Genomic DNA, 24,982 nt, shown 5'->3' with positions numbered 1-24,982 from the left:
GATCCCGCTCCCCACCGACACCGCAGCCCAGCGCCAGCGGCTCACGCTCCATGATCATCTCAATGTGGGTTTCGCAGGCATCTTGGCTCGACCCCGTGTACGGCAGGAGATCGCCGCTCGGCAGCCGGTAGACCAGCCCCGCCGAGGTCACCAGCAGTTTTCCGTCGGGGCTGGACGTCATGCGACCCTCGGCGCCCAGCGGGCGCGTCGTCATCGTTCCGCGCCGCAGATCCCAGGAGCGGGTCACCGCGGAGTCACGGCCCAGCTCGTCGGAGACCAGCAGCGACCGGCCGTCCGGAAGAAAGAGCAGACCGCCCCACCCTGTCTCAAGCAGCGCGTGGGATATGAGCGGCAGGCCGCCCGGTTCGTCGGCGACATCCCGCAGGACACGGGCCGTCAGGGCCCGCTCCACGATGAGTCCATCGAGCGCGGCGGGCCGGACGACGGCCTCGCGCAGTTCCTCCGGCGTCATGGGGCCGACGAGGAGCGTGGCGCCTTGTGCCGCCTCGGAGAGCGGACCGTACTGGGCCAAGTGGCCGTAGAAGTCCGAGCGCACCGCGAGTACGACCCGTCCACCGTGCTCGGAGCGGACGATGTCGAGCAACAGGTCGACGAAGCGGTCACGTTCGGACGAGTCCGTGCAGAGGGTGAAGACCTCCTCGAACTGGTCGACGACGATCAGCACGCCCGGCGGAGCACCGTCGAGGTGTGCGTGGGTAAAGGCCGGACGCGGCCCCGGCGCGAGAATCCGTATCGCGGAAGGCGACCGCTCCCCCGCCCCGGGCCGGTGCAGCCGGGGCACCAGCCCGGCCCGCAGCAACGAGGACTTGCCGCTCCCGGAGGGGCCGACCAGAAGCACCAGGCGGTGATCCGCAACCAGTTCCGCAAGACGGGCGGTCAGCCGCTCGCGCCCGAAGAAGCGCTCCTGGTCCGCAGTCTCGAAGCGGGCCAGACCCCGATAGGGCGGATCGCCGACGTCGTCCTGGGCGCGCGCTTCCTCTGTTGCCTCCGCTTCCGCCTCGCGCCAGCGTTCCTCCCACTCCGCGAGGATTCCGCCGCAGGCCCGGCATAGGCCAGAGCGACGGGCAGGGAGGGAAGGCGTTCGCCGGCGGCGGCCTGGGCGAGGGTGGCCGTGGAGTAGTGCGCCCGGGCGGCCACCCGCTACGACAAGACCGCCACCATCTACCTCGCCGACCTCCACATCGCCGGCATCTTCATCTGGTCGGCAAGATGACCCGAAGAAACGGCCCAGGCAGGCCCACCAGCCTTTCCGCTACCAGGCCAGGGGTTCGCCCTTCTGGAAGAAGCCGCCGGTGGGGCTGGAGTCGGGCAGGGTGGCGGCCCAGACGATGCCGGCGGCGCCTTAGTCGACGGGGGCGCCACCCGGGCCGCCCATGTCGGTGGCGATCCATCCCGGACAGACAGCGTTGACCAGGATCCGCTCGGCGCGCAGTTCGTCGGCGAGCTTGCGGGTCAGTGCGTTGAGGGCGGCCTTCGAGACTCCGTAGGCAGGGGTGCCGCCGGACATGAGTTCCAGGGAACCGGATTCGCTGGACACGTTCACCACGCGGGGGTGGGGTGATCGGCGCAGCAGCGGCAAGAATGTCTGCGTGGTTCGCCAGGCGCCGAAGAGGTTGGTCTCCAGGGTGTGGCGGACCTCGTCGAGGTCGGTGGAGACGGCTCGCTGAGCGGTGTCGTAGTTGATGGCCGCGTTGTTGACGAGGACATCGAGACGCCCGAACTCCTCTTCCACGCGACGGGCGAGGGCGCGGATGTCGTCGGTGTCGGTCACGTCCAGCCGGCATGGCAACAGCCTGCCGGGCACTTCGGGGGCCAGCTCGGCGACGGCCCGTTCGGCCTCCTCCGGATGGTGGGCGGACAGCAGGACGGCGTGACCGAGTCCGGCGAGCTGGCGCGCGGTCTCGCGGCCGATACCCCTGTTGCCGCCCGTGACCAGCGATACCGGTGCAGCGGTGCTCATGCTCTTTCCCCTTGCGTGGACCATTCGGAGTCGGGCAGCACGCTATGCCGTCGCCTCGTGTACAGGGATCAGGCCCGGGGCGCAGACGGGCCGCGGCCTTGGACGTAGTTCTCACGGACCACCACCGTCGGACAGCAGTGCAACACGGCCGAGCGCCGCATCAACAAACTCAGCAGTGGCGCGGCCTGGCCACTCGATACGACAAGACCACCACCGTCTACCTCGCAGCCATCTTCAGCTGGTCGGCGAGGTGATCCGTAGGAAACGGCCTGGGACCTGACCCGCACGGCACCGGCCCGCAACTGCCGACACCCGGCCCGGGACCGGAGCGCTCGGCTCCCGGCACAGCGGCATCGGTATGGATATGCGCAGAATGCCTTCTTTGCACCCGACCAGTCCTGCGGTGTCACGCCTCGGACTTGCCTGAAATGACAGGTATGGGGCCCATCGATACGTTCGCTGCAAGTCGGCCGCCCGGTCGGCTTCTCTGAGACGGAGAGAAGTGACATGTCTTCGCGTACCTTCACTGTGGCGGCCGCCGTAGTCAGCACAGCGATCCTTGCCACCGGCATCACCTATGCCTCGTCCGACGGATTCACCCGGGCCGAACCGGCCGCCGAGCGGGCCGAGCAGCCCGCTCACCGGGCCGCCCCGCCTGCCCGGCCGGCCGCCCCCGCACCGGCCCCCCTCGGCAACGAAGGCGGAATGGAGGGCAAGGGAGACAAGGGGGATAAGGGGGATAAGGGGGATAAGGGTGGCGGCTACGAGGGTTCCGACCGCGGAGGGCGCGACGACGAGGGCGGCGACCGGGGCGGGCGCGACGAGGGCGGCGACCGGGGCGGGCGCGACGAGGGCGGCGACCGGGGCGGGCGCGATCGCGGCTACGACGGGAAGCGGGAGGAGAGGATCTACTTCAACGAACGGGAGTACCCCGCCTATTCGGGGGGATGCGTCTCCGCGGCCAGCGGGCTGGGATCGACCAGCTTCAGCATCTACAACAACAGCCGGAATGCGGTCGAGGTCTTTCGGGGGTTCGCCTGCGACGGCGGTTCTCCGGTCGCCACGGTCGGCCCCTATGGCAGCACCTACGGCGTCGCGACGCCCAACGTCCAGGGCGGCGGGTTCATCGACAACGGCGTCGTGGGCAGCTTCCGGGTGATCGGCCACGACGAGTGGTGACGGCCCGTACCCCCGAGCGCAGCCGGTAACTCTCAGCTCCTGGACAGAGCGGCTTCAGCAGCTTGCGCATGTCGTCGAAGACCACGGTGTCCGGGCCTTCCGGCCCGTGCGCGGGGCCGGCCCGCCCACGTGGCCGAAGGCTCGCATCCCGGATGAGCAGGCGGCCTGCACACCGTAGGTGGGGACTGTCAATCGAACGGCCCTGTCTCACTTCCGGTGGTGACGCAGAGTCGTCACGAAAGTGCCTCCTGACCAGGAACGGTGAACCTTGCTGAGGGGTTCTGCCGGTCCAGTTGGAAGGCACTTTCTGCGTGAAGGCCATCGGTTCGCGTCCCGAGGTCCTGGTTTCGGCGGACGGTTCGGTGGTGGTGGGGCATGCCGGTGCACGCTTGCTCGCGGATCCGGCCGATGCGACCGGGCTGACGTCCGCGTGCTCGACCGTGCTTTGGCCGGTGCGGCCGCGTGGGACCGGGCACGAACCCGGCCGGGCCGCCGTGGACCTCGCGGTGATGATCGCCGACGGTGGTGAGACGATCACTGATCTCGCGGTGCTGCGGGACCAGGCCGGGGTGTTCGGGCCGACGGTATCCACGGCCACCGCCAGGCGGCTGCTCGCCGAGAGCGACGACACGGTCCTCGCTCGCGGCGCAGGAAGGAAGGGCATCTGGACGGTGACGGAGATGCCGCCGACCGACCTCGGCTGCTCCTGGGCCGACGTCGTCGCACTCGCCGAGCGGGAGGGCACGCCCGTTCTGGAGGACGTGCCCGCGCGGGACGACGTCCAGAAGGCGGGCGGGGACGGCGACTAGCGTGGGAACCCACCAGAGGGGGACATGATGTCGAACGAAACCACTGTCGGCCTGATCCGGGCGCTGATCGAGAACATCGGCGGCCCCGATGTCGACTGGGACGGCTGGGATTCCTTCGCGATGATCCTCCAGTTCCCCGACGGCAAGTTCAACGAAGCGCACGGCTACCTCTACTCGCCCGACGGCACCATCTCCGCCGTGGCCGCGGATCCGTGGGAGGTCGAGGCGGCGGTGAAGGCGTACACGGACGGCTACTACCAGCCCGGTGACGCACTGCCGATGAAGATCCTCGTGCAGTTCGACCGCACGAAGGGCAAGTACAACGTGTCGTTCGAGGAGACCGACGAGACGCGCTGGAAGATGACCCCCCGGAACTTCAGGACGATCCACGACGAGCTGCGCCCGGCATTCGACTGACCTGGGCTCCGGAGTTTCCCCGCTGGGCGACGCCGAGGCCGCGTCGGGCGGGAGCCTGCGTCACTCGGCGTGCAGCGCGATGACGTCCGCCCACGAGCAGCGCACGTCGATACCGGGCACGGGCCGCCAGTCTTTCGCGCGCCGCTTGGACACCCATGCGGGTGGTTCGGACACCCAGCTCCTGGGCACGACGTGCAGGGCGAGCGACACGGCACCGGCGTTCTCGTCGCCGGTGCGCGCGAGTGCGAGCCCGAGGTCCTCGGAGCAGGTCCAGCAGTCGACCTTCGTCGCGCCCGCCGAGCGGAGCGCGGCCGTGTACGACCCGATGCTGTCGGACCGCTCGGCCTCGAGGTCGAGCACGCGCCAGGGGCCCGCCCAGTACATGCACGTCTCCTGCATGCGGGAGGAGAGTTCCGCGATCCGCTCGGGCGATGCGTCGGGGTCCCGATGCTCGCTCAGCGGATCGCCGCTCCAGGCGAGCGGGAGGATCCGGGCTCGGCCCCGGCCGCGCACGAGGACCGGGATGTCGGGTGCGACCCAGCCGTCGTGCTCCGCGTCGAGCGCGGCCGACGGCGGGCCGTCCGGCCGCCGCATCGCGACCAGCCCTTCGTCGGGCAGGATCGCGCCGGCCAGCAGAGCCCCGGGCCCGAAAGCCGTCGCCGTGTCCATCGGTATCAGCGCTTCACCCGTGCCCGGACATCAGTGCCCGATCACGCCCTGCACGTCGACCGCGACCTGGATCGCGATGCCGTCGCCCTGGGTCTTGCCGATGCAGTCGCCGACCTCCGCCTCGTACCGCTTCGGATCGATGACCCGCAGAAAGCCCTCACCGAACGTCCCGTACCCGTACCGCTCCCAGATCTCTACGAGCTCGTCCGGCACACGGCCGCGGTACTCGGCGATCAACTCCGGCCGGACAGGCGCGTGCGGGACGAAATCGGCGATCTCGATCATGATCCCGATTTTACCGAAGCTCCTGATCGGGCCCGGAGTCCCTCCGGAACCGTGGGCTGGTGACGTGAACGGCGAGTCGGTCGCGGTTCCCACTGGAATGCGGCCCGACGAGTAAGAGGAGTGGGACCGGCATGCAGGCAGTATTCACAGAGATGACGAACGGCGACCTCGACGCTGTCCGACAGCGACTGGCGATGGATCCCGGCGCGGTCGCTCTGGTGGCGACCTCCCCGCCGAAGAAGCACGTGGGCAGTCGCCGTTGATGTTCGCGCTCACCATCGGGCAGTTCGAGGTCGCGGATCTGCTCCTGGCCCACGGAGCGGCCCCGAACTTCGTCGACAGCGGCAGCCCGTATCCGCATTCGACGCCAGTCCTCCACGACGCGGTCAAAGCGGCCGTGCTGCGCTCCCGTCGGCCGAGGCCCATCAGATCCACCGGTGGTGACGAGCAGGAGCAGCTCCGGGCCGCCGCGGAGCGCGCCGACGCGGCGTTCGCGGTGCTACGCCGCGTGCTCGAATCCGGGGCGGACATCCACGCCCTCGACTCGTACGGCAATTCGGCCCTGCATCGGGCCGTGATGGATGCGCAGCAGATCCTTCCGGTGCACAGCTGCAGCGACCCTGATGCGGAGCCGGAACCGCTGAACCGGAGTTCGCCCGGGACCTCGCCCGGATCTTTGACCTCCTCCTCGTCGTCCAGCCCCGGAACGCCCCACAGGTGTCAAATCGGGCCTATGGCAGCTGACTTGGGGGAGCTGTTGGAGCACCGTTGGCACGAACTCGACTGCCGCGACGAGCCACCGGCGACGCCACGGTCGCACGGCGACGCTACGACGCAGTACATCCTGGCCGACGCGGACGCGTGGGCATCCGCCGTGCGCACCGCGAGGGCGGGCGGCGAGGGTGGTTCGTCAAGCAGCTGGAACAGCGACGTCTCAGAGCAGTTCATGCCGGAACTCCACCGATTTCGGTCGCGGACTCTGCTCTGTCGTGCGGCGACGGCGACAAGCGCATCTCATGTCGGGTGGGTACGTAAGTGCTCGACGGCAGGGGCGGATCCGTCATCAGGTAATTCCTGTCGCAAAGCGAGCCGTCTTCCCTCGTGGTTCAATCCGAAGTCAGCGGTCGGTGGCTGCCGTCGGTTCGTGGTGTTGAATTCATACATCGGGCAAGGTGAAGCGGCCCATAGGGGGATGCATGAGCAATGAGACGCCGTTGGGTATGCCACCAATACCACCGATCGCATACACGCCCGCGCCCATTACCTCCTCTGGGCCCGAGCAAATCGGATTCGGGCCTTCCAGGAAGGGTCCTTCGCAGGGGCTCGGGCTCGCGGGGATCTTCGCCAGTGGATTCGTGATCCTGAGAGGCGGAGGCATCTGCGTTCTCCCGTATGCCCTGTTCGCGCTCGGAGGGGGCGGGGACACGCTCGGGTTCGACGCTCTGGCGCGAGGCTTCGCCGGCACGGGCACGGTGGTGATCATCATCGGCGTCGTGGTCTTCGGCCCCAGCGTTCTTCAGGCCGTGCTGTCCGGGCGGTGGAACCGTAGTCAAGGGAGGATGCTCGGCGCGGTCGCGCTGGTCCTCGCGGTCCTTGCCTCGGTCGTGGGATTGGTGCTCGGGTACGTGGCTCGCGCTCGGAGCAAGAAGGCAGGGGTCCCGAACGGATTCGCCGTGGCCGCCGTCGTCGTGGGCTGGCTCACGGCTGCCCTCACTGTTCTGCTCTGGGCGCTGGTGCTGCTGGTGAGCAACTACGCCGCGAGCGTCCAATACCCCTGACCACGGGCTGATCACGTCATCGACCGGCTCATCGAAGAAGGAAAGAGAGCGACATGGACACGTCGCGGGACAACGCCGTCCCCAAGAAGAGGATGGCCTGGCAGCTGAAGGCTGTTCTCTGGTGCCTCCTCGTGGTCTGGCTCGGGTGGCTGGTGTGCTCGATGGTCGCGGTGAACGCCTCGGGCACGCGGTCGCCGGCGGGGAGCAGCGGGGGCATGATCGCGATCGATGTCCTCATCATGGCGATCACGGGCGACAGCACCGTGTCCTGGGCACTGACGGGATCCCGCGCGTTCGGAATCGCCATGGTCCTCATGGTGTTCGGTCTGCTCATCCGGTACGTCTCCCACAGGAAGGAAGGCAAAGGATGAACGATCAGCCGGGGCGCTCGCCCTTTTCACCGCCGGAGCGGCCTCTGGAGTACTGGCTCTCTCCGGATCTCTCCCGGGTCAGTCCCGAGGACACCCGGTCGCGACTGCGTGAGATCGCAGGAGCACGTGGCGCGTACACGGGTGCCTGGGCCGCCGGAATCGGTGTGGGCGCAGAGCTGATCCTTCTGGGCGTCTTCCTGGGGCTGCAGCTGGATACTCCCGCTCCGGCCCTGGGGTTCGGGATTCCCGGATTTGCGCTTGTCGTGCTCTGCAGCGTGTTCTACGTGCGTATCCGCGATCGTGTGCCGAGGACAGGTCGGTCCGTCAGTCATCGAGGCCCTGGCGGTCTGCGCCAGGCGCTGTCGTTCGTCGGCTTCATCCTGTTCGCCTTCGCTGCGGTCTTGGCCTTCACGGCGAAGCCGGACACCTGGCAGGATCCCTCGCACCTGCTCACGCCGGCCGTGGTCCTGGTGTTCGTGATCGGCTTGATGGCCGCTGCGATTGTCGTTCCCGCGACCATCATGGGGCGGACGCGCGAGTCGCTCCGCCGAAAGGCCATGAACGACCCCAGGTTCCGGGATCTGCTCGAACAGGACCTTCTCACGTGGCGCGACCCTGTCGGCAATGCCCCGTACGGCCCGCTCTGACTGTTGTTCAAGGCAGTACGGCCTGCTTTGTCACGAGCCAGGACATGGAAATGAAAGAGGCACGATGCGCGAACCCAAGACAGAGGCGTCTCCGTTCGGGTGGACCGCGACGAGCGACGCCGAAGGCACGGTGGTGACCTTGCATGATCCGCAGGGGCAGCCCCGGGCGACGTGGACGCAGCGGGATCGAAACGTCACCCTGCAGGTCATTCGTCTCTGGCCGAACCAGCAGCACACCGTGCAGCTCCTCGAGGGTGCGATGCCGGCCGGTGAGGCCGTCATCGACAACGGCCGACCACGTCCGGTACGCCGTCGCGACCACAATGGCCATATTGACCTGCACGACCGCAGGTACGAGGTGCGGCACGCACGCCGGTGGCGCTCGACGCTGCAGCTCGACGGCCGCATCGTCGCCGTCGGGCGCAAGGGTCGCTTCGGCAGGTCGGTGCTTGAGCGAGCGCATCCTCTCGACGCCGTCGACGAACTCGCCCTCGCGCTTTTCTGGTTCGGAGTTTCTCCGGGCAGACCCGGAATGATCTGGATGACCTTCGAGTCGGTGTGAACGTGATGACAAAGAACGAGAAGCGAAAGTCCTGTACCGGACGCGGCTACTGGGCCATGCAGATCGGGCTTTCGGCGCTGCGCCGGAAGAGCGCCGAGCAAGCCGCAGCGCTGCTCTCGCCCGAAGAACGCGAGCAGCGGCGCGCGCAGTGGGACGCCGCCGACGCAGAGGCCCGCGCGCCTGAACGACGCAGGCATCCTGCCCCCGCGCACCGAGCAGATCGTGCGACGGTCCGGAACGGTCGCGGGGTGGGCCGCGATCGTCTGCTTCCTGTTCGGGATCTGCACGAAGCCCGAGGCCCTCGGCACCGGCACCGTCATGGCGCTCACAGGGCTGTGGTGCGGGCTGCGACTGATCACCGGCCTCCTGCAGAACGCCCGCATCCGGAAGGGAAGCACCCTTGTCGATTCATGGCGCTCCGATCCCGAGCGCCGACAATCCGGTTTGCCGGCACCGTACGCCGAGTTCGTGCGCATCCCGCTCGGCTCATGGGGGATGCGGCTGCTGACGTCGGCGACCGTCCTCGGGCTGCTCTTCCTCATGGGCGGCGCGGCGCACACCGGCAGCGCGACCGCGTCGGACGAGCGGCGCTTCTTCATCGGCTTGGCTGTGGTCGCCGCAGCACTCCTGCTCTCCAGCATCATGCCGCGGCTGGTCGTCGGCCGGCGATCGGCCAGTGCCCATGACCTGCTCAGCGAACCACAGGGTCCGAGAGCGGCCGAACGAGCCCAGTGATCCACAGGTTGTCGCCCGCGGTGTCGCAGGTGGCTGATCAGCGGGAGGCGACGTGAGACGACGGATCGGACGGATGGCGGCAGGGGCGGTCGCCGTTGCCCTGTTCAGCAGCTTCGGCTGCCAGGTGAGCAGCGTGCCCAAGAAGGGCCCCCTCGACGGCAGGGGCGGCAACTCGTCGTTCAGCCCGGCGGGCGCGGAGAAGATCGCGAGCACACGGAAGGCCCACCTCGACTGGAGCAGCGGCCACCTGCTCAAGTCCGACGTGGGCCTCGCCTCCGCCGACGACAGCGCCACCTGGGCCTCCACCCACGACCGGCAGCACCCGATCGCGGTCACCATCGACGCACCGCACGGCTCGGTCGCGCTGCGAGCCGACGACATCGCCGTCGAGGACTACCCGGGCGACCCGGAGATCAGGAGCGTCACCCTGCGGCTGCATCCGCGCGACAACGACGCACTCGTGGCGGAGCTGCGCGCCGGCGTCGCGTTGTACGGGCTCGACGGGGGGGCCGTCGAGAGCTGGATCTCCTCCTTCGCCGACGACCCACAGCGCACCTGCACACGGCTGGGCTGGTCGACCCGACCGGGCACCAGTACCGGCCTGGACGTCGGCTACACGATCCAGTGCGACTGGGACGGCCCCGAGCAGATCCGGCTGGTCCTGGTCGACGTGGGACCGAGCTGAGCGGTCGCGGGCGTCAGCTTGAGCACGCGGGGCGACGTCCTGTTCGCGGCGGGCCTCTGTGCTGCCGCGAACCCGGGGCCTCGTCCCCTTCTCCGTGGTGGCCCCGAGTGTCACGTGGCCCGGGGCTGCACGGCTCACGACGAGATCTGTCCTCGGCCGGCCGCGTTGAGAGCGCGGGTCCGCTCCCGAACAGCCCGCAGCCGCTCGTCGGCGGTGGCATGGCGACCGTTGTCCCAGCCAACGTGCCGGGATGGTCGGGGAAGCGCTCTTCTTGGGGACTTGCCGATCCAGCGGTCAGAGTTCTGCGTCAAGGACGTCCGACCACGCCGTGCCTTCCGTGCTCCTGTCGGACCGGGGCAGAGACATCTCCGCCCAGATGACCTTTCCCCTGGGGGTGTAACGGGTGCCCCAGCGCTTGGCCAGTTGTGCGACGAGGAACAACCCGCGGCCCCCTTCGTCCATCGCGGCGGCATCACGCAGATGGGGCGAGGTGCTGCTGCTGTCGGCCACCTCGCAGGTCAGGGTGCGGTCGAGCAGCAGCCGTACGGTGATCGGCGCGGAGCCGTAGCGGATGGCATTGGTGATCAACTCACTGATCAGCAGTTCTGCGGCGAACGCAAGCTCGGGCAGACCCCATTCATCGGCTTTCTCCGCCACGGCAGCACGCATTCCCGCTACAGCGGCAGGATCGAACGGCACGTCCCAGTCGGCGACATGGTTGGGCGGTATCGCCCGTGCCCGGGCGATGAGCAGCGCCACGTCGTCCTTCGGCCGATCCGGCAGGAGCGCGTCGAGGACCGCCTGGCAGCTCTCCTCCGGCGACCGGTGGGGATGGCCCGCGAGGGCCTGACGCAGCAGCTCGATCCCCACGTCGATGTCCCGGCTGCGATCCTCGACGAGCCCATCGGTGTAGAGGACGAACTGCGTGCCCTCCGCCACTTCCAGTTCGGTCGTCTCGAAGGGCATGCTGCCCAGGCCCAGGGGCGGGCCGGCCGGCAGTTCGGGGAACGACACACTGCCGTCGGGCCGGACCAGTGCGGGGAGGAGATGCCCGGCCCGAGCCATGTCGCAGCGGCGGGAGACGGGATCGTAGATCGCGTACAGGCAGGTCGCTCCTGTGATCCCCGCATCGGCGGTGGTTTCAGCCTTCTCCTGGTCGATGCGCCCGACCAGGTCGTCGAGGTGGCGGAGGATCTCGTCGGGCGGCAGGTCGAGCGTGGAGAAGTTGTGCACGGCCGTACGCAGCCGTCCCATCGTTGCGGCCGCGTGCAGGCCGTGACCGACGACATCTCCGACGACCAGCGCCACCCGGCTGCCCGGGAGCGGGATCACGTCGAACCAGTCGCCGCTCACCCCGGAGAGGGCGGGCAGGTAGCGATGGGCGACGTCGAGCGCGCTCTGTTCGGGCAGGGCCCGTGGGAGCAGGCTGCGTTGCAGGGTCACGGCCATGGCATGCTCACGGGTGTAACGGCGGGCGTTGTCGATGCTGACGGCCGTCCGTGCGACCAGTTCTTCGGCCAGGGCCAGGTCGTCTTCCTCGAACGGCTGGGGCTTCTCGGAGCGCCAGAAGTTGGCCATGCCCAGGATGACGCCCCGTGCCTGGAGGGGCACCGTGATGAGCGAGTGGATGCCGTAATCGATGATTTTACGCGTCCGCTCCGGATCCTGGGCGAGCCAGCCGGGGGCGGCGGACAGGTCGGGCACCAGCTCCGGCCGGCCGGTGGCGAAGGCCCGTGCCTGTGGCGTGGAAGGGAGAAAAACGATCGGCTGACCGAGTTCGTACAAGGGATGGTCGTCCCGGATGCCCCGCACAGCGGTGCGGCGCATGTCCGTGTCCGTACTGGTCGGCTCGTCCCCATGGAGGACAGGTTCGGCCAGATCGACGGTTGCGAAGTCGGCGAGCCGGGGGACCGCGATCTTGGTCAGTTCCTCGGCCGTGCGCACCATATCGAGCGTGGTACCGATGCCGAGACCTGCGTCGTACAACAGCCGCAGCCGCTCGCGGGCGTTCTCCGCCCTGCCGGACAGCGCCCGCAGTTCTGTGGAGTCACGCAAGGTTGCGACTGTCCCCCGGGGGCCACCGTGACGGTCCGTGGGCCGCTGGTTCACCGCGAGCAGTCGGCTCCCCATGAGGTGCACTTCGTCCGTGGCCGCGCGCCCCGAGGCCAGCAGCTCCATCATGCCGGGATCAAGGCTGGACAAGTCCGAGATGCGTCGCCCCTCGGCGTCGTGCGGCAGATCCAGCAGCCGTCTGGCCTCGTCGTTGGCCAGCATCAGCCGACCGTCTTTGCTGACGATGAGCACGCCTTCGCGCACGGCGTGCAGCACCGCGTCGTGATGCTCGTACATGCGAGTCATCTCGACAGGGCCCAGCCGGTGGGTCTGCCGCCGCAGCCGCCTGGCCACCAGGGCCGTCCCGCTCGTGGCCAGTCCGAGCGCGATCGCTCCCGCACCGAGGATGATCGGAACCTGCCGTGCCACCGCTCCACTCACCTTCTCGACCTTCATGCCCGCAGCCACCAGGGCGACGACCCGCGCGTGATCGTGGACGGGGACGATCACCTGCGCCTCGCGGCCGAGCGGGCCGTTGACGCTCTCGGTGTACACGTGGCCGGCCAGCGCCGGCGCGATGGTGGCGACGGCCTTCTTCCCGATCAGCTCCGGCCGGGGATGCGTGTAGCGGATCCCTTTCGTGTCCATCACCACGATGAAGTCGACGCCGGCCGCCTTCCGCCCCGCCTCGGTGAGCGGCTGGAGCACCGCGGAAGGATCAGGGGCTTTCAGCGCGGTCAGGAGGCCCGGCGAATGGGCGAATGTCTGCGCGACGGCGATGGAGCGGTCTCTCGCCTCCGTGCTGTTGTCGTGCCGGGACTCCGCTATGAGCGCCAGCACCGCAGCGATCAAGAGGAGCACGACGACAACCACCTGCAGGGCGAAGACCTGGCCTGCAAGGCTCCGGGGATACCTGCCCGTAAGCGACCGAATCCGTGCGCTCCTGAATCGGCCGGAACGACTAACCACAGTGCCCTTTGTAACACCGCGGGGTTGAAGGTGCGTGCGGTCAGGACTCGCTCGGGTGCGGGACCGCGTGGCGGCCCGATGACAATCCGGCAGCAGCGGAACTGGATCGGCGCCAGGAGGGTGGTACGGATACGGCTGGCCCGGATCGGCGGGGAGGACCCGGCCTGGTAGTCCTGGCCCACCACGATGGCTACGGCGAACGGACATGTGGCGCAGGGTGACCGCTGTGGTCGTCGTTTCCCCGTGCCGGGGCGTCTCGTTGAGCTGAGCGAGTGATCTCGGTGGGTAGGGGAGCGCGGGGACGGCAGGACTGGGAGCCGGAGGACCTGATCGAGGTCTGGACGCTGCTCGAGGACGACCTGAAGCGGGTGCGGAACAAGTCCGGGGCGACCCGGCTCGGGTTCGCGCTGCTGCTGAAGTTCTTCGAGGTGGAGGTCCGGTTCCCGGAGTCGGCCAAGGAGGGTCCGGCCGCCGCGGTGGAGTACGTGGCCCAGCAGGTGAAGGTGTCGGCGGAGGCGTGGGCGGACCACGGCTGGCAGGGCAAGGCGATCCAGCGGCAGTGGGAGTCTGAGGCATGCCCGAGCACACCGCCCATGCGGCGCCCTCGGCAGGGCGGCGGCGCGCGGACCTGGCGTCAAGGCATGGGCCAACCAGGCCCCGCCCGGCGCCCCGGTCCCGTTGGGGCTGCTGGAGTTGCGGCTGGCCTGCAACCCGGGCGTGGCCTTCTCGACAGGCGACAACATGCCCTCCTGGGCGGTGATCGCCCTCCCTGGCGTCATCACCGGCATGGCCCTCACCAGCGGCCGAACCACCGTTCCCAGGCAGCGCCCGGGGCCTCGGCCGCCCGTTCTCGCCCCGGCCATCAATGGCCGACAACACCGTAAGCATGTGTCGTGCAAGAGCAGCGGGAAGGATGCGCGCTTCTGGCGGCTGCGACAGGATCGGTGGTAAAGGGTGGCTTGTATGCCCGCGACCTTGCGCGGGTCTTGCCGCCGACCGGTGCCTCGGCGTCCGGCCGAGCTGGAGGTGCCGCCCTTTCCGGCGTTCAACCGGAGTCTTCTCATGATCACCAAGCGCATCCCGAACCGTCTTGCGCGTCCGACGGAACCGGTGGCGCGCGGTACTACTGCGCCCTTGGCGTCCGCAGCCGACTGCGGTCTTCTGCTCATCAGGCTGACCTTTGGGCTGCTGATGGCGGGGCACGGCGCGCAGAAACTGTTCGGTTTCTTCGGGGGCCACGGCCTGACGGAGACCGGCATGGCCTTCGAGACGCTCGGGTTCCACCCGGGGAAACTCTTCGCGGTGACCGGTGGCGGGTCCGAGTTCCTGGGCGGCCTCGGCCTTGCCCTGGGGCTGTTCACCCCCCTGGCGGCCGCCGCCCTGATCGGTGTGATGATCAACGCCATGGTGACCGTCACCGGCGCCCACGGCCTGTGGGACACGAACGGTGGCGTGGAGTACAACGTTTGCATCGCCGTCGTCGCCCTGTCCATCGCCGCCATCGGCCCGGGTCGGCTCGCCGTCGACCGGTTCTTCCGCTGGGGCAGCGGCGGCTGGCCCGAGGCGGCCTTCGCCCTGGGGCTGGGCGGCATCGCCGCGGCGATCGCCCTGATCCTCTGAGAACGGCAAAACCCGGCCCCTACCTGCAGGGAAACCGCAGGTAGGGGCGTGCTGCGGCGTCCCCCCTTGGTGAAGCGCAGGGGCACCGTCAGTAGTGAGAGCGGCAAGCATTCATACGCGGCCGGTGGAGCGGCTTCGGGGCTGGAGATGCTTCAGCGCGAGTATTCACGACCCCATGAGCTTGCAGCGCACCGGGCAGTCTGTGGACCTGCCCGGTAAAGCACGACATTGAGACCATGCTCTTCGAGGCTCGCGCCAAAATGACTGCCTGAAACGGTGTGCCGAAGTATCGACCGGGCGCCGGGGTCGGGGGCCACCAGTTCCCAGCGCATCAGGTCGGTGTCGAGGATGTACGGCTGGCCCGGGTCACGGTTCGGGAAACCGACCGTAAACACAAAACGCCCTCGGACGGAAATCCGTCCGAGGGCGTTTCACCGCGACCTGCATTTACTGAATTTACGCGGCCGCGCGGACAGGCGCGGGATCATGGCCGGGTGGGGCGATCTTCCCGGCCGTGGGTGATCCAAACACGACGGACGAGGCTGTGCACAGTGATCGCAGAGCGTCGCAGCTCCGTGACCGCAGACCCGTGTCTGTTCTGCTACTGGGGCGCTGCATCGCGCCTGTCCGCGCGAGTTCCTACTTGTTGAAGATGATGATCGCGCTGTGAGGGCTGTTCTCCAGGTGCGCCACCGGGCATGACGTCTCCTGCGCGGTGGCCTGGGCCTTGATCTGGAATCCGCAGAAGGGCGAGTTGTCCCAGTCGAGCTGGTTGAATTTGCTGAGCACGGAGATGTTGTCCCCATTGCCACTGGAGGCAGCGCTGGCCCCACCGACGCCGGCAAAGAGGATTCCGCAGGTGGCCATGGCCACCGCTGCGATCTTCGTGAAATTCCTCATGTCTTCTCCTTTGCTGTGTTGCCCCCAGAATGGGCAGACACCCCAAGGAACGATCCACGAGAGCGACGTGTAACGTCATCCAGCCGTTTACCACTCGCACGGCCGTACACATCACGAAACTCCCGGAAGAACTGAACCCGACCCACCGGCCTGACGCCTGTGGCTTTTCCTCTCGGAGACGACAGCGGCTGAAAGCCATGGAGTCGGCCGCCCTGCCCCGGCTTCGGTCGTCGAAGAGGTCGGCGAGGAGACCGTTGACCAGGGGGCCGCCGCCGGCGACGCCGATGGCGGCGACGGTGAACAGGACGAGGAGCTGGACGTCGTTCTGCGCGAACCCGGCCGCGATGGTCCACACACCCCAGAGACCGGCGCAGACGGCGAGGACGGTCTTGCGCGAGTAGCGCTGGGCCACCGCCACCCAGACGGGGCCGAAGACCACCCCGACGAGCTTGCCGACGCCGACGAGCACACCGAGCGCGGCGAGCGGGAGGCCGAGCGCTGCCCGCAGGGCGGGGAACAGCGTCGAAAGGGCTTCAGCCGGCGGGACTTCTGCGACTTGTTGGTGCGCGCCTGCATCCGGCTCGGCGGACCGATCGTGCTGGTCCGGGACAACGTGTGCCTTCACCTGACTGCCGGGATGGTGGATGCCGGGGGCGTCGGGTCTCTGGGAGCTGCTGATCCGCGGTTGAATATGGGTGTGGCACGGAAAATGGTGGGGTTCGGCGAGGGCGATCTGCGGGCGCTGGCGGGGGCTCGTTCCTTCGAGCGGGGGCTGGGGTATCTGGACGCGGTGAGCGGTCTGGAGGTGGGAGACGGTTCGGTCACCGCCGTGGTGCACGGTACGGATGTCTACGAGGTGGAGCTCACCCTCGGCGGGGCAGACGGGCTCCTGGGATGGTGCGGCTGCCCCTATGGGCAGGAAGGCAACTTCTGCAAGCACTGTGTGGCGGTGGGGCTGACTGTGCTGCGGCGGGCGAAGACGATCCCGCACCAGCGGGCTGCGGCACGGGCGCGAGCATCCGGGCTGGAAGCGTGGCTCATGGCGCTGTCGCGTGACGAACTCCTGGTGTTGGTGCGGGAGCAGATCTCCGAGGACCGGGAACTGCGGCGGCGTCTTGAGCTTCGGGCCGCCGCCGCTCGTTCGGACCACGGCACGGTCCGGGATCGGATTCTGTCGCTGATCGATCCGCGGCCGTTCGCCCGGTACGGGTACGTCGAGTACGGGGCTGCCTCAGGGTATGCGCGGCAGGTGGCCGAGGTGGTGGACGCGCTGCACGCTCTGACCGCCGGCGGGCAGGCGACGCAGGCCGTCGGTCTGGCCGAGGAGGCGCTCCGGGTGCTGGGGGAGGCGTACGGGGAGATCGACGACTCCGACGGCGTTGTCGGGGAGGCCGCCGCCGCGATGGCCGAGACCCATCTGGAGGCGTGCGGCGTCGCACGTCCTGATCCGGAGCGGCTGGCCGAGTGGCTGGTCGGCCATGTGCTCGGCGGTGACAGCGATGTGACGGACCTGGACCCGCTCGGCTATGCCGACGTGCTGGGACCGAGCGGGCTGGCCCGCCTGCGGCAGCTGGCGGCTGAGGCGCGGCGGCGCGAGCCGTCCGGCTGGGCGGAGCGGTACCTGATGGAACGCCTGGTCAAGGCGGAGGGCGACGTCGACGCGCTGGTCGCCCTGCACGCGCGGGACCTCGACCCGTCCGGTGCCACACACCTGCGTATCGCCGAGGAACTGGAATCGGCGAGCCGGGCGGACGAGGCGCTCGTGTGGGCGGAGCGCGGACTGCGGGACTGCGCCTCCGAGATGAACGTCGATGGCCGCTTGGTCGACTATGTGTGTTTCCGGTACGGGAAGGCGGGGCGGGCGACCGACGTGGTCGCGGTGCGGCGGGACCGGTTCCGGGTCGAGCGGTCCCTGACCGCATACCGGCAGTTGCGCTCCGCCGCCCGGGTGGCGGACTGCTGGGAGGCAGAGCGCACGGCGGCGCTGGCCACTTTGGGGGAGGACAGCCTTCGTGAGCCCGGCGGCCGGCATGGCGGGCCCGTGCTGATCGACGTACTGCTTGACGACGGAGACCTGGACGCCGCCTGGCGGGAGGCGGCCGTCCGGGCCGACGACCGGCAGTGGGAGCAGCTCGCCGACCTGTCGCGCGAGACGCACCCGGCCAAGGCGCTCGCCGTCTACCTGAGGCTGGTCGAGCGGCTGAAGGGGCCGACCGGCGACCGTGCCTACGAGCATCTGGCGCGGCTGCTGCTCGGTGCCCGTGACTGCCATCGTGCGCTGGGGACGGAGGAAGTGTTCACCGGGTATCTCGCCGGTCTGCGGACGGAACTGGGGCGTCGGCGCAAACTGATGAGCATCCTCGACCGGTACGGGGTGTGACACGGGATGTGAAGGGGGGCGGGCCCGGCGCCCACGACGTAGCCGATGCTGCCGGTGGCCTGGTCGAGCAGGACTTCTCCCAGGGCCTGTTGCCCGTCGGTGGTGATGGCCAGGTGGATCCGCTCGTTCCCGCGTCGGGCCTGTTGCGCGCTGTGCAGGTATCGCAGGGCGGCGACCTGGTCGAACGGCGACTCCAAGGGCGTCCGACGAGCGACATCGAGGTCGTCGAACAGCTCTTGCACGACATCGAGATCGTCACTCGTTCATCGACGAAGTACCAGGCCGTGAGCGGCGAGCTGGAAGAGGTATGCGTGTCCGTGGCGACCTCATTCTGCCCCGGGATCGCCCGGCGCAGCCGACCTCGAACGGCGCATCGAACATGATCGCCGTGCGGGGTTTCCCGGACGTGAGCACGGCCTTCGTCTGATCATGTGCTCCGACCAAGGGGCACCGGATCAAGACGAAGGCCGTGAAGGTGAGCCTGCTGCCCGACAACGGTCCCGGGGAAGCGTTCGCGCAAGCGTCACGCTTCCGGGGCGACTTGTTCGACTGCCTGACCGCGCGCAGGGACGGGCTTTTCGAGCTCGCGGACGCGTTGCTCCGCGCGGACGGTCCGGTGACTTCGCCGGTGGACCTGAGGCTGGTGGCCGAGCACCGGCGCGGGCACGGCTCGATGTACGACGCGCTGAACCGCGGGACCATGGACGTGCCCCGGCTGCGGCAGGTGCTGGCCGGCCTGTCGATGCCGCGGGCCGCCGCATGCTCCAGGCGCTCGGCCAAGGACAGCAGCCTGCGGTGCGGCAGGACCGACCGGGACATCTTGAGTGCGTCGATTCAGCCGGGCCGCATCGGCTCCGGAGCCAGCGCGCGGGCCGGCAGCAGGGAGGCGTCCACCGATTTGGTGGTCGGTCGGATGACCGCGGCGGCGATGGTGCGGTGGCGACGTCGACGAGGCCGCAAAGCTCGATCCCGTCCGGGCATCCCCTCATCGAGCCGGACCAGCACGTCCAGTGGGGTGGAGTCGCTCTGCATCAGCTCGCCGGGGGCCGCGACCTGCTCGTAGCGGAACGGCCCCTCGGGCTGGTCGGCCAGGGACTCAGGAGACCGGGTGAGAAGTTGCCGCGCCCTTCCGCGCCACTCGCGAGCAGGGCATCACCGTCCTGGACACCGCCGGCACCAAGGCGAAGGCCGATGGCCGACGTGCGTTGCCCGGACCCAGGCATTCCTGCTCCACGAGGCCTACGGCTTCCCCATCCACCTGACCCTGGCATGGCCGCCGAACAGGACGTCGAGGTCGATCGTGAGGGCTTCACGGCGCTGATGGACGCCCAACGCGAGCGAGTTCCCGCCGACGCCCGGAACGGTAGGCCCGGCGGCGACCTCGACACCACCGCCCTGCGCTCTGTCCTGAAGTGGCCCGCCGGCCCCCCCGGGCGGGGCATCATCCGCGGCACGGTGTCCATCACCGCCCGCCCCGCCGAGGCCGAGGACCGCAAGGTTCCCGGCCACTGGGAGGGCGACCTCGTGATGGGCACACGGCCCTCGGCCGCCGCCACACTCGTCGAGCGCACCAGCCGCTACACGGCCATCGTCGCACTGCCCGACGGCCTGAAGGCCGAGCAGGTCACTCCGCACCTCACCGGGAGCCTCCTCGGAATCCCGCCCCAGCTACGACGAACACTCACCTGGGGCCGGGGCCGGGGCCGGGAGACGGCCGAGCACCAGGCCGTCACCGCCGAGACCGGGATGCCGATCCACCTTTGCAAGCCACGCAGCCCCTGGCCGCGCGGCACCAACGAGAACACCAACCGGCTGCTTCGGCAGTACCTGCCCAAGGGCGCGGACCTCCGCCCGTTCAGCCAGGCCGACCTGGGCGCCATCGCCCACGAGCTCAACCATCGCCCGCGCAAGATCCATGGCTATCGCACTCCGGCAGAGGTCTACGATGACCTCCTGAACAGGGGTGATGCGCTGACCGCTTGAGCTCGCCATCGTTTGCCGACAGGCGGTCGACGCGTCCGGGTGATGTAGTCGGGACAGACTGCTGTCTGCCATCGGTGAACACCACCCCGAGCGGGTGCAACGGTCATTACCGTCCAGTCGCATGACGACGGTCACAACCCGTACGGTCGAATACCCGGCCGACAACCTGACGATGATCGGATACCTCGCGCTCCCGGCCGGTGCCGAGCGCCGGCCCGCAGTCCTGATCGGACCCGAGGGGATGGGGCTCAGCGATGTCGAGCGCCGCCGGGCCGAGGCTCTGGCCGAGCTGGGGTACGTGGCGCTGGCCTTCGACCTCCACGGCGGACGCTATTTGGAAGACCCGGAGGAAATGCTGGCCCGTTGCATGCCGCTGCTCGCCGACCCCGACCGGATGCGAGGAATCGGTCACGCCGCGCTCGACGTGTTGCGTGCCGAACCACGGGCCGTCCCCGACCGGACCGCCGCCATCGGCTACGGCACCGGGGGCGCAGTCGCACTGGAACTCGGTCGCGATGGCGTCGACCTGCGCGCGATTGGGACAGTCAACGCACTGACCACAGGCCGACCGGGCGAGGCAGCACGCATTCGCTGCCCGGTATGGGCCGGGGTCGGGTCGGAAGACCCGATCATGCCGCCCGCGCAACGGGACGCGTTCACCGAAGAGATGCAGGCCGCGGGCGTCGACTGGCGCCTCGTGGTCTACGGAGGAGCCCTTCACGCCTTCCACCACCCACCGGTCGACCACACCGTGCCTCCCGGCGTCGGCCACCACCCACGGCACGCACAGCGAGCCTGGCGTGACATCGTTGCCCTGCTCGCCGAGTGCCTGCCCGTCACGGATTGATCCGATCGGCTCCTGATACTCACTCCTGCCTGCCGTCGTCTTCGTCCAGCTCCGGCGCGTCCGGGTCGCGCAGCGGGCGCAGGGCGCCGGCGGCCAGGGGAGAGAGGCGGTGAAGCTGTAGCGGCCGAGCAGGTTCAGGTCGCGGTGCTTGAGCGGGGAGAGCCGGACGAGGTCCCGGGGTACTGGATGTGGGTCCACGTACTCGGCAGGCGCAAGGTCGCCTTCCGCCGCCTGTTCCCCCCGGCGAAGCGCACAGTTTCGAGGTCCCCCTCATCCCGGACACCCACTACGGTCGTCATGCTCGACGGCTGCTCCGTACCGCGTACGACGGCCACGGGACACGTCTTCTGTTCGACCGCTGTCAGCCCGACCGGCCCCAGCAGCGCGGAGAAACCACCCCTCCCTCGCGAACCGACGAGGATCGTCACCGTGGTGTCCCTGGCATGCAGCACTGCCGATGCGGCCTCCTGCGCTGCCCACAGCACGGTACGTGCAGCTCCGGCCGAGCCGTCCGTCCCCACCACCGCAGGTCCCCCGACCAGCCCTTTCCCGCAACCACGACGCTTCCCGGAGCGACCTGGTTCCCCTGCGTCGCCCTGGAGTAGGCCACCTCGCCAACTCTGCGCGCGCTCGAAACAGGTACGAGTTTTTTTGCTGGTCGGCCTCGGTGATCGCGGGTCCGGTCGCGCCCGCCGAGGCCGGTCACGGCACAGCCAGCCCTGCACCACATGCGGGCTGTGCGACGGTGCCAGAGCATCTCGTATCCGGCTCCCTGACCTGGCCGAGCACTCCGGCGGCGACGTGCGCGGCGGAAGGGCCGGCGACCGGCTGCTCCGCGATCGACTTCTCACCGCTTCGGAGCGGCACCCATCAGCCAGGTCACCGTACGGCTGACGTCCGACAACGACAGGATCCCGACGAGTCTGCCCTGGTCCGTCACCAGGACGCGGTGCTCGGCACCGGACTCCATGCGAGGCAGCAGATCCGCCAGTGAGTCGTCCGGACCAGCGACGGTGGATCGCGCCAGCGGCACCATCACCTCACCCACCGTCACTGTGCCGGCCTGTTCAGGCGGCACTTGCTTGGCGCTGTCCAACGTCACCAGACCGACCGGTGCCCCGTCCGCACCGGCCACTGGGAACGCCGAATGCCGGTACCGATAACGCGGATCGGCCAACAGGTCCGCGACCGTCAGGTCCGCGGGCACCGTGAGCGGATCCCTTGTCATGGCGTCACGCACGGGGACACCGGCAAGCACACCGCGCAGCTGCGCCTGCTGTCCCTCAGCCGTGGCCGCCGCGATGAGGAACCAGCCGATCAGGGCCAGCCAGAGCCCGCCGAAACCGCCGCCCTTCATGAACACCACAAGCCCCAGCCCGATGAGCAGCCACCCGAGGACGCGTCCTGCCGTGGTGGCCCCGGCGGTCGCCCGAAGCCGGTCTCCCGTGCGCCACCACAGGAAGGCGCGCAACAGCCGCCCGCCGTCGAGCGGAGCGGCGGGAAGAGCGTTGAAGAGGGCGAGCAGCAGGTTGATGCCCGCAAGCCAGGCCGCAACTTCGACCAGGAGGCCGGGCGCGGACGCCAGGGCGAGCAGCCAGGTGCTCAGGAGGAAGAGTCCGCCCAGCAGGAGGCTGACCAGTGGGCCGATACCCGCGATCCGCAGTTCCGCCGCCGGGCTCGACGCCTCCGACTTCAGCCGGGCCACCCCGCCCAGCAGCCACAGCACGATGTCGTCCACGACCACCCCGTTGCGCCGCGCCACCACGGCGTGCGCCAGTTCGTGGGCGAGCAGAGATGCGAGAAAGACCACGGCAGTCGCGAGGCCCGCGGCCCAGTACACCAGCGGGGTACGGCCCGGATACACGTGAGGAAAGTGATCCTGCGCGAGACCGAACGCGATGATGCCGAAGATGAACAGTACGCTCCAGTGGACCCCGATGCGGACCCCCGCGATCCGCCCCAGAGTAAAGGTCGCTTGCACAGCGTCTCCCTGCTCGAACTCGCCCCCGGACATACCGGTGGTGGCCGTCCCCGGTCAACGCCGAGAACGCCAACTGCGATGCCCGGGGATTTCGTGTGAGTGGTGCGAGCCCGCAGACAAGCACCCCTATGAAAGAGGCGGGACCGACTGCCTTCGATCGCCCGGCCGCGTCCTCGCTCTGTCCATCCTTGCCCGGGAAGCCCGATTCGGGCCCTGCCGCAGTGCCGAACAGGTGTCACCGGGGCCCTCCGGCCGTGACTCACAGTCCGTGTGCTGTGCCGGGCTCCCGACCCTGCTCTCCCGCCCTGGCCCGCTTGCCGCCCCGTGGGTCGTGCTCTCGACAGGAACACAGTCGCTCGGGCCGCGAACTGACCTTCCGCATGGCCGCCCGGCTGATCACCGGGCACCCGGACGAGCGATGGGAGCGATACGGCCAGCCTCGGGGAGCTCCTGCTCCGCTGCCTTGAAGTGGAGGCCGTCGCCGACTGTGCGCGGCTCCTTCGCCCGGACGATGGCGGGATCCGCGACGACAGATGCCCGGCAACGGGCCGCAGCTCTCCTTCGGGGGAGCGCACGGCCTCGCACTCCACCAGCACAGCACTCAGCGCTGTCACCACGGCCGACGACCCGTCGCCGTGGTGCGCCAGACTCCTTGTGTCGGGCGGCGGGTGCCCTGTGAGCAGAACCGGCCACGACACGAACGCCCATCGTGATCCTTCTGCAGACCGAACGGGCCGGCCGAGATCGGCTGGTGCGGATGTGATCGACCACCAGCGAACCGTCCCCGCGAGGAGCTCCGGCTTCCGTGCTTCAAGACCTCCCGGGTCCCGACACAGGCCACCATGGGCGCGTCGCATTCGTCGTACACGTGCTGAGCGGTCCCCGCCTGAGGTCCACGTCATGTGCGCTGCCCGGCGCGCAGGGGCCGCAACGTGAGCGTGCCGTCGGGCCCGCCGTCGACGCGGGTGCCGAACTCCCGGCTGTGCCTGTCGAGGACGGCGCGCAGCCACTCGGTGTCCTCGGCTGAGGTACGTTCCAGCCGCATCCTGCGCGCCTGCAGGGGCACCATCCGCGCGTCGACCAGCCGGCCGGTGTCCGCCTCCACCGAGACCAGGTACAGCGCCCGCAGGTCGTCCCGGTATTTCTCGTAGCCGCCGATCCCCTCGTAGTCGTCGACGAGGTCGCCGCAGCCGTAGACGATGAGCCTGTCCCGGTACACCTCCGGCGGGCGCGGGTGGTGCGAGGAATGTCCGTGCACGACGTCCACGCCTGCGTCGAGGAGTGCGTGGGCGAAGCGGACCTCGGAGCGAGAGACGCCGTAGCCCCAGTTGGGGCCCCAGTGGACCGAGACGACCGCAATGTCCCCCGGCCGCCTGACCTGCCGCAGACGGTCGGCGAACGCGGACGCGGCGGCCACCGAAGGCTCCGCGATGACGTCGACACCGGCCCGCTGCCCGATGGCGGCCCAGTCCTTCGGGATCCCGCTGGACGGCATCCCGAAGGAGAAGACCAGCACCCGCCCGACAGCGCCCAGGGGCACGATCGCCGGCTGTCTCGCCCGCACCTCGTCCCGGCCCGCCCCCGCCGTTTGCAGCCCCGCATCCGCCAGGGCGTCGAGCGTCTCGTGGAGGCCGCGTGGGCCGAAGTCGAGCACATGGTTGTTGGCCAGCGCGCAGACGTCCGGCCGGGCCGCGGCCAGGCACGGCAGGTTGGCCGGGCTCATCCGGTAGTGGACGCACTTGCCGGGCGCGAAGTCCCCGTCATCGGTGACGGAGGTCTCCAGATTGACCAGCCGCACGTCCGGGGCTGCCTCGTCCAGGACCGGCAGCGCCTCGCCCCACGGCCAGCCGAAGCCGACCGGCCGGGGGATCGGCCCGTTCACCGCCTCCGCCAGGTCGACGTAGGCACGGGCGTCGCGGATGTACTCCTCCCGCAGCGCCGGGTCACCGGGATGCGGGAGGATCTGATCGACGCCCCGGCCGAGCATCACGTCCCCGCCGAGGAACAGCGTGACCACGCCCTCGTGCACCCTTCCACGCTAAGGGCTGTCCCGTAATCCCCGGTGGATCAGCGCGCGGCGTCAGATGCGGTGCATCGCAAGGCGGAGGGGCGTCCGCATACTGGATGTATTC

General features: G+C 69.3%; 26 protein-coding genes and 2 pseudogenes. 19 read left to right on the top strand and 9 right to left on the bottom strand.

Annotated elements, in window-relative coordinates:
* The coding region (locus ACWCXX_RS36290) for an nSTAND1 domain-containing NTPase (RefSeq protein WP_451134861.1) at nucleotides 1–952 on the bottom strand (952 nt) is incomplete at its 3' end.
* On the opposite strand from ACWCXX_RS36290, the gene ACWCXX_RS36285 reads away from it, so the two are divergent.
* The gene (locus ACWCXX_RS36285; RefSeq protein ID WP_451134865.1) at nucleotides 866–1,072 is read left to right on the top strand and encodes a hypothetical protein; all 207 of its coding nucleotides are present in this window, start codon (nucleotides 866–868) and stop codon (nucleotides 1,070–1,072) included. The genes ACWCXX_RS36290 and ACWCXX_RS36285 overlap by 87 nt on opposite strands.
* 291 nt (nucleotides 1,073–1,363) lie before the next feature.
* Here ACWCXX_RS36285 and ACWCXX_RS36280 read toward each other — a convergent pair whose 3' ends face one another.
* Nucleotides 1,364–1,981 (bottom strand): SDR family NAD(P)-dependent oxidoreductase, encoded by a 618-nt coding sequence (locus ACWCXX_RS36280; RefSeq protein ID WP_451134857.1) that lies wholly within the window; start codon nucleotides 1,979–1,981, stop codon nucleotides 1,364–1,366.
* 507 nt (nucleotides 1,982–2,488) lie between these two features.
* On the opposite strand from ACWCXX_RS36280, the gene ACWCXX_RS36275 reads away from it, so the two are divergent.
* From ACWCXX_RS36275 to ACWCXX_RS36265, 3 genes are all read left to right on the top strand, one after another.
* On the top strand, nucleotides 2,489–3,160 hold the full coding sequence (locus ACWCXX_RS36275) for a hypothetical protein (protein WP_451134856.1): 672 nt from the start codon (nucleotides 2,489–2,491) through the stop codon (nucleotides 3,158–3,160).
* Nucleotides 3,161–3,471: 311 nt separating this feature from the next.
* On the top strand, nucleotides 3,472–3,969 hold the full coding sequence (locus ACWCXX_RS36270) for a hypothetical protein (RefSeq protein WP_451134854.1): 498 nt from the start codon (nucleotides 3,472–3,474) through the stop codon (nucleotides 3,967–3,969).
* Nucleotides 3,970–3,993: 24 nt separating this feature from the next.
* Nucleotides 3,994–4,386: a hypothetical protein gene (locus tag ACWCXX_RS36265; protein WP_451134852.1), complete on the top strand. Its 393-nt coding sequence runs from the start codon at nucleotides 3,994–3,996 to the stop codon at nucleotides 4,384–4,386.
* Nucleotides 4,387–4,446: 60 nt separating this feature from the next.
* On the opposite strand, the gene ACWCXX_RS36260 is transcribed toward ACWCXX_RS36265, so the two are convergent.
* Complete coding sequence (locus ACWCXX_RS36260; protein ID WP_451134850.1) at nucleotides 4,447–5,055, bottom strand: hypothetical protein; 609 nt, start codon at nucleotides 5,053–5,055, stop codon at nucleotides 4,447–4,449.
* Nucleotides 5,056–5,085: 30 nt separating this feature from the next.
* Entirely contained in the window at nucleotides 5,086–5,340 is a 255-nt protein-coding gene (locus ACWCXX_RS36255) for a GAD-like domain-containing protein (protein ID WP_451134848.1), read from the bottom strand.
* A gap of 131 nt (nucleotides 5,341–5,471) precedes the next feature.
* Between ACWCXX_RS36255 and ACWCXX_RS36250 the strand changes: the two genes are divergently transcribed.
* The 8 genes from ACWCXX_RS36250 (at nucleotide 5,472) to ACWCXX_RS36215 (ending at nucleotide 10,118) form a co-directional block, all read left to right on the top strand.
* Nucleotides 5,472–5,603, top strand: coding sequence for a hypothetical protein (locus ACWCXX_RS36250; RefSeq protein WP_451134846.1), 132 nt, complete (start codon nucleotides 5,472–5,474; stop codon nucleotides 5,601–5,603).
* Nucleotides 5,603–6,547 carry an ankyrin repeat domain-containing protein gene (locus ACWCXX_RS36245; protein ID WP_451134844.1) on the top strand — a complete coding sequence of 315 codons (945 nt, stop codon included), beginning with the start codon at nucleotides 5,603–5,605 and terminating at the stop codon, nucleotides 6,545–6,547. Before ACWCXX_RS36250 ends, ACWCXX_RS36245 begins: the two co-directional genes overlap by 1 nt.
* Before the next feature lie 148 nt (nucleotides 6,548–6,695).
* Nucleotides 6,696–7,118, top strand: a complete 423-nt coding sequence (locus ACWCXX_RS36240) for a hypothetical protein (protein WP_451134842.1) — start codon at nucleotides 6,696–6,698, stop codon at nucleotides 7,116–7,118.
* Between the two features lie 53 nt (nucleotides 7,119–7,171).
* Nucleotides 7,172–7,489 (top strand): hypothetical protein, encoded by a 318-nt coding sequence (locus tag ACWCXX_RS36235; RefSeq protein ID WP_451134840.1) that lies wholly within the window; start codon nucleotides 7,172–7,174, stop codon nucleotides 7,487–7,489.
* Entirely contained in the window at nucleotides 7,486–8,136 is a 651-nt protein-coding gene (locus tag ACWCXX_RS36230) for a hypothetical protein (RefSeq protein WP_451134838.1), read from the top strand. Before ACWCXX_RS36235 ends, ACWCXX_RS36230 begins: the two co-directional genes overlap by 4 nt.
* A gap of 64 nt (nucleotides 8,137–8,200) precedes the next feature.
* The gene (locus tag ACWCXX_RS36225; protein WP_451134836.1) at nucleotides 8,201–8,698 is read left to right on the top strand and encodes a hypothetical protein; all 498 of its coding nucleotides are present in this window, start codon (nucleotides 8,201–8,203) and stop codon (nucleotides 8,696–8,698) included.
* A gap of 222 nt (nucleotides 8,699–8,920) precedes the next feature.
* Complete coding sequence (locus ACWCXX_RS36220) at nucleotides 8,921–9,433, top strand: hypothetical protein (RefSeq protein WP_451134834.1); 513 nt, start codon at nucleotides 8,921–8,923, stop codon at nucleotides 9,431–9,433.
* Nucleotides 9,434–9,485: 52 nt separating this feature from the next.
* Complete coding sequence (locus ACWCXX_RS36215) at nucleotides 9,486–10,118, top strand: hypothetical protein (protein WP_451134832.1); 633 nt, start codon at nucleotides 9,486–9,488, stop codon at nucleotides 10,116–10,118.
* Nucleotides 10,119–10,412: 294 nt separating this feature from the next.
* Here ACWCXX_RS36215 and ACWCXX_RS36210 read toward each other — a convergent pair whose 3' ends face one another.
* Nucleotides 10,413–13,139, bottom strand: a complete 2,727-nt coding sequence (locus ACWCXX_RS36210; RefSeq protein WP_451134830.1) for a SpoIIE family protein phosphatase — start codon at nucleotides 13,137–13,139, stop codon at nucleotides 10,413–10,415.
* Nucleotides 13,140–13,411: 272 nt separating this feature from the next.
* On the opposite strand from ACWCXX_RS36210, the gene ACWCXX_RS36205 reads away from it, so the two are divergent.
* Both ACWCXX_RS36205 and ACWCXX_RS36200 read left to right on the top strand, forming a co-directional pair.
* A complete protein-coding gene (locus ACWCXX_RS36205) occupies nucleotides 13,412–14,023 on the top strand; it encodes a DUF4158 domain-containing protein (protein WP_451134828.1) in 612 nt (203 codons plus the stop codon).
* Between the two features lie 250 nt (nucleotides 14,024–14,273).
* Nucleotides 14,274–14,759: a DoxX family protein gene (locus tag ACWCXX_RS36200; protein WP_451134826.1), complete on the top strand. Its 486-nt coding sequence runs from the start codon at nucleotides 14,274–14,276 to the stop codon at nucleotides 14,757–14,759.
* A 639-nt stretch (nucleotides 14,760–15,398) separates the two neighbouring features.
* On the opposite strand, the gene ACWCXX_RS36195 is transcribed toward ACWCXX_RS36200, so the two are convergent.
* Nucleotides 15,399–15,659: a hypothetical protein gene (locus ACWCXX_RS36195; protein ID WP_451134863.1), complete on the bottom strand. Its 261-nt coding sequence runs from the start codon at nucleotides 15,657–15,659 to the stop codon at nucleotides 15,399–15,401.
* Nucleotides 15,660–15,879: 220 nt separating this feature from the next.
* Nucleotides 15,880–16,284: pseudogene (locus ACWCXX_RS36190) on the bottom strand (MFS transporter); the annotation flags it as partial.
* A gap of 84 nt (nucleotides 16,285–16,368) precedes the next feature.
* Between ACWCXX_RS36190 and ACWCXX_RS36185 the strand changes: the two are divergent.
* The 5 genes and pseudogenes from ACWCXX_RS36185 (at nucleotide 16,369) to ACWCXX_RS36165 (ending at nucleotide 20,869) form a co-directional block, all read left to right on the top strand.
* Entirely contained in the window at nucleotides 16,369–18,039 is a 1,671-nt protein-coding gene (locus tag ACWCXX_RS36185) for an SWIM zinc finger family protein (RefSeq protein WP_451134859.1), read from the top strand.
* Nucleotides 18,036–18,422: a hypothetical protein gene (locus ACWCXX_RS36180; protein ID WP_451134824.1), complete on the top strand. Its 387-nt coding sequence runs from the start codon at nucleotides 18,036–18,038 to the stop codon at nucleotides 18,420–18,422. The genes ACWCXX_RS36185 and ACWCXX_RS36180 overlap by 4 nt, the downstream gene beginning before the upstream one ends.
* A 92-nt stretch (nucleotides 18,423–18,514) precedes the next feature.
* Nucleotides 18,515–18,796, top strand: a pseudogene (locus ACWCXX_RS36175) (transposase); the annotation flags it as partial.
* A gap of 512 nt (nucleotides 18,797–19,308) precedes the next feature.
* Nucleotides 19,309–20,022 (top strand): IS30 family transposase, encoded by a 714-nt coding sequence (locus ACWCXX_RS36170; RefSeq protein WP_451134822.1) that lies wholly within the window; start codon nucleotides 19,309–19,311, stop codon nucleotides 20,020–20,022.
* 121 nt (nucleotides 20,023–20,143) lie between these two features.
* Complete coding sequence (locus ACWCXX_RS36165; RefSeq protein ID WP_451134820.1) at nucleotides 20,144–20,869, top strand: dienelactone hydrolase family protein; 726 nt, start codon at nucleotides 20,144–20,146, stop codon at nucleotides 20,867–20,869.
* Nucleotides 20,870–21,716: 847 nt separating this feature from the next.
* Here the strand turns inward: ACWCXX_RS36165 and ACWCXX_RS36160 are convergent.
* Complete coding sequence (locus tag ACWCXX_RS36160) at nucleotides 21,717–22,850, bottom strand: site-2 protease family protein (protein ID WP_451134818.1); 1,134 nt, start codon at nucleotides 22,848–22,850, stop codon at nucleotides 21,717–21,719.
* A gap of 898 nt (nucleotides 22,851–23,748) precedes the next feature.
* Nucleotides 23,749–24,879 (bottom strand): CapA family protein, encoded by a 1,131-nt coding sequence (locus tag ACWCXX_RS36155; RefSeq protein WP_451134816.1) that lies wholly within the window; start codon nucleotides 24,877–24,879, stop codon nucleotides 23,749–23,751.
* Nucleotides 24,880–24,982: the final 103 nt, after the last annotated feature.

The sequence above is a fragment of the Streptomyces sp. NPDC001732 genome, assembly GCF_053596315.1.
This window is presented reverse-complemented; position numbering and strand designations above follow the sequence as displayed.

What these genes read in the sequence shown, in the direction of transcription:
- ACWCXX_RS36245 (WP_451134844.1), top strand. Translation starts at nt 5,603, where the DNA reads ATGTTCGCGCTCACCATCGGGCAGTTCGAGGTCGCGGATCTGCTCCTG.
- ACWCXX_RS36165 (WP_451134820.1), top strand. Translation starts at nt 20,144, where the DNA reads ATGACGACGGTCACAACCCGTACGGTCGAATACCCGGCCGACAACCTG.
- ACWCXX_RS36225 (WP_451134836.1), top strand. Translation starts at nt 8,201, where the DNA reads ATGCGCGAACCCAAGACAGAGGCGTCTCCGTTCGGGTGGACCGCGACG.
- ACWCXX_RS36275 (WP_451134856.1), top strand. Translation starts at nt 2,489, where the DNA reads ATGTCTTCGCGTACCTTCACTGTGGCGGCCGCCGTAGTCAGCACAGCG.
- ACWCXX_RS36265 (WP_451134852.1), top strand. Translation starts at nt 3,994, where the DNA reads ATGATGTCGAACGAAACCACTGTCGGCCTGATCCGGGCGCTGATCGAG.
- ACWCXX_RS36230 (WP_451134838.1), top strand. Translation starts at nt 7,486, where the DNA reads ATGAACGATCAGCCGGGGCGCTCGCCCTTTTCACCGCCGGAGCGGCCT.
- ACWCXX_RS36170 (WP_451134822.1), top strand. Translation starts at nt 19,309, where the DNA reads ATGGCCGCCGAACAGGACGTCGAGGTCGATCGTGAGGGCTTCACGGCG.
- ACWCXX_RS36250 (WP_451134846.1), top strand. Translation starts at nt 5,472, where the DNA reads ATGCAGGCAGTATTCACAGAGATGACGAACGGCGACCTCGACGCTGTC.
- ACWCXX_RS36185 (WP_451134859.1), top strand. Translation starts at nt 16,369, where the DNA reads ATGGTGGGGTTCGGCGAGGGCGATCTGCGGGCGCTGGCGGGGGCTCGT.
- ACWCXX_RS36195 (WP_451134863.1), bottom strand. Translation starts at nt 15,659, where the DNA reads ATGAGGAATTTCACGAAGATCGCAGCGGTGGCCATGGCCACCTGCGGA.
- ACWCXX_RS36255 (WP_451134848.1), bottom strand. Translation starts at nt 5,340, where the DNA reads ATGATCGAGATCGCCGATTTCGTCCCGCACGCGCCTGTCCGGCCGGAG.
- ACWCXX_RS36235 (WP_451134840.1), top strand. Translation starts at nt 7,172, where the DNA reads ATGGACACGTCGCGGGACAACGCCGTCCCCAAGAAGAGGATGGCCTGG.
- ACWCXX_RS36280 (WP_451134857.1), bottom strand. Translation starts at nt 1,981, where the DNA reads ATGAGCACCGCTGCACCGGTATCGCTGGTCACGGGCGGCAACAGGGGT.
- ACWCXX_RS36260 (WP_451134850.1), bottom strand. Translation starts at nt 5,055, where the DNA reads ATGGACACGGCGACGGCTTTCGGGCCCGGGGCTCTGCTGGCCGGCGCG.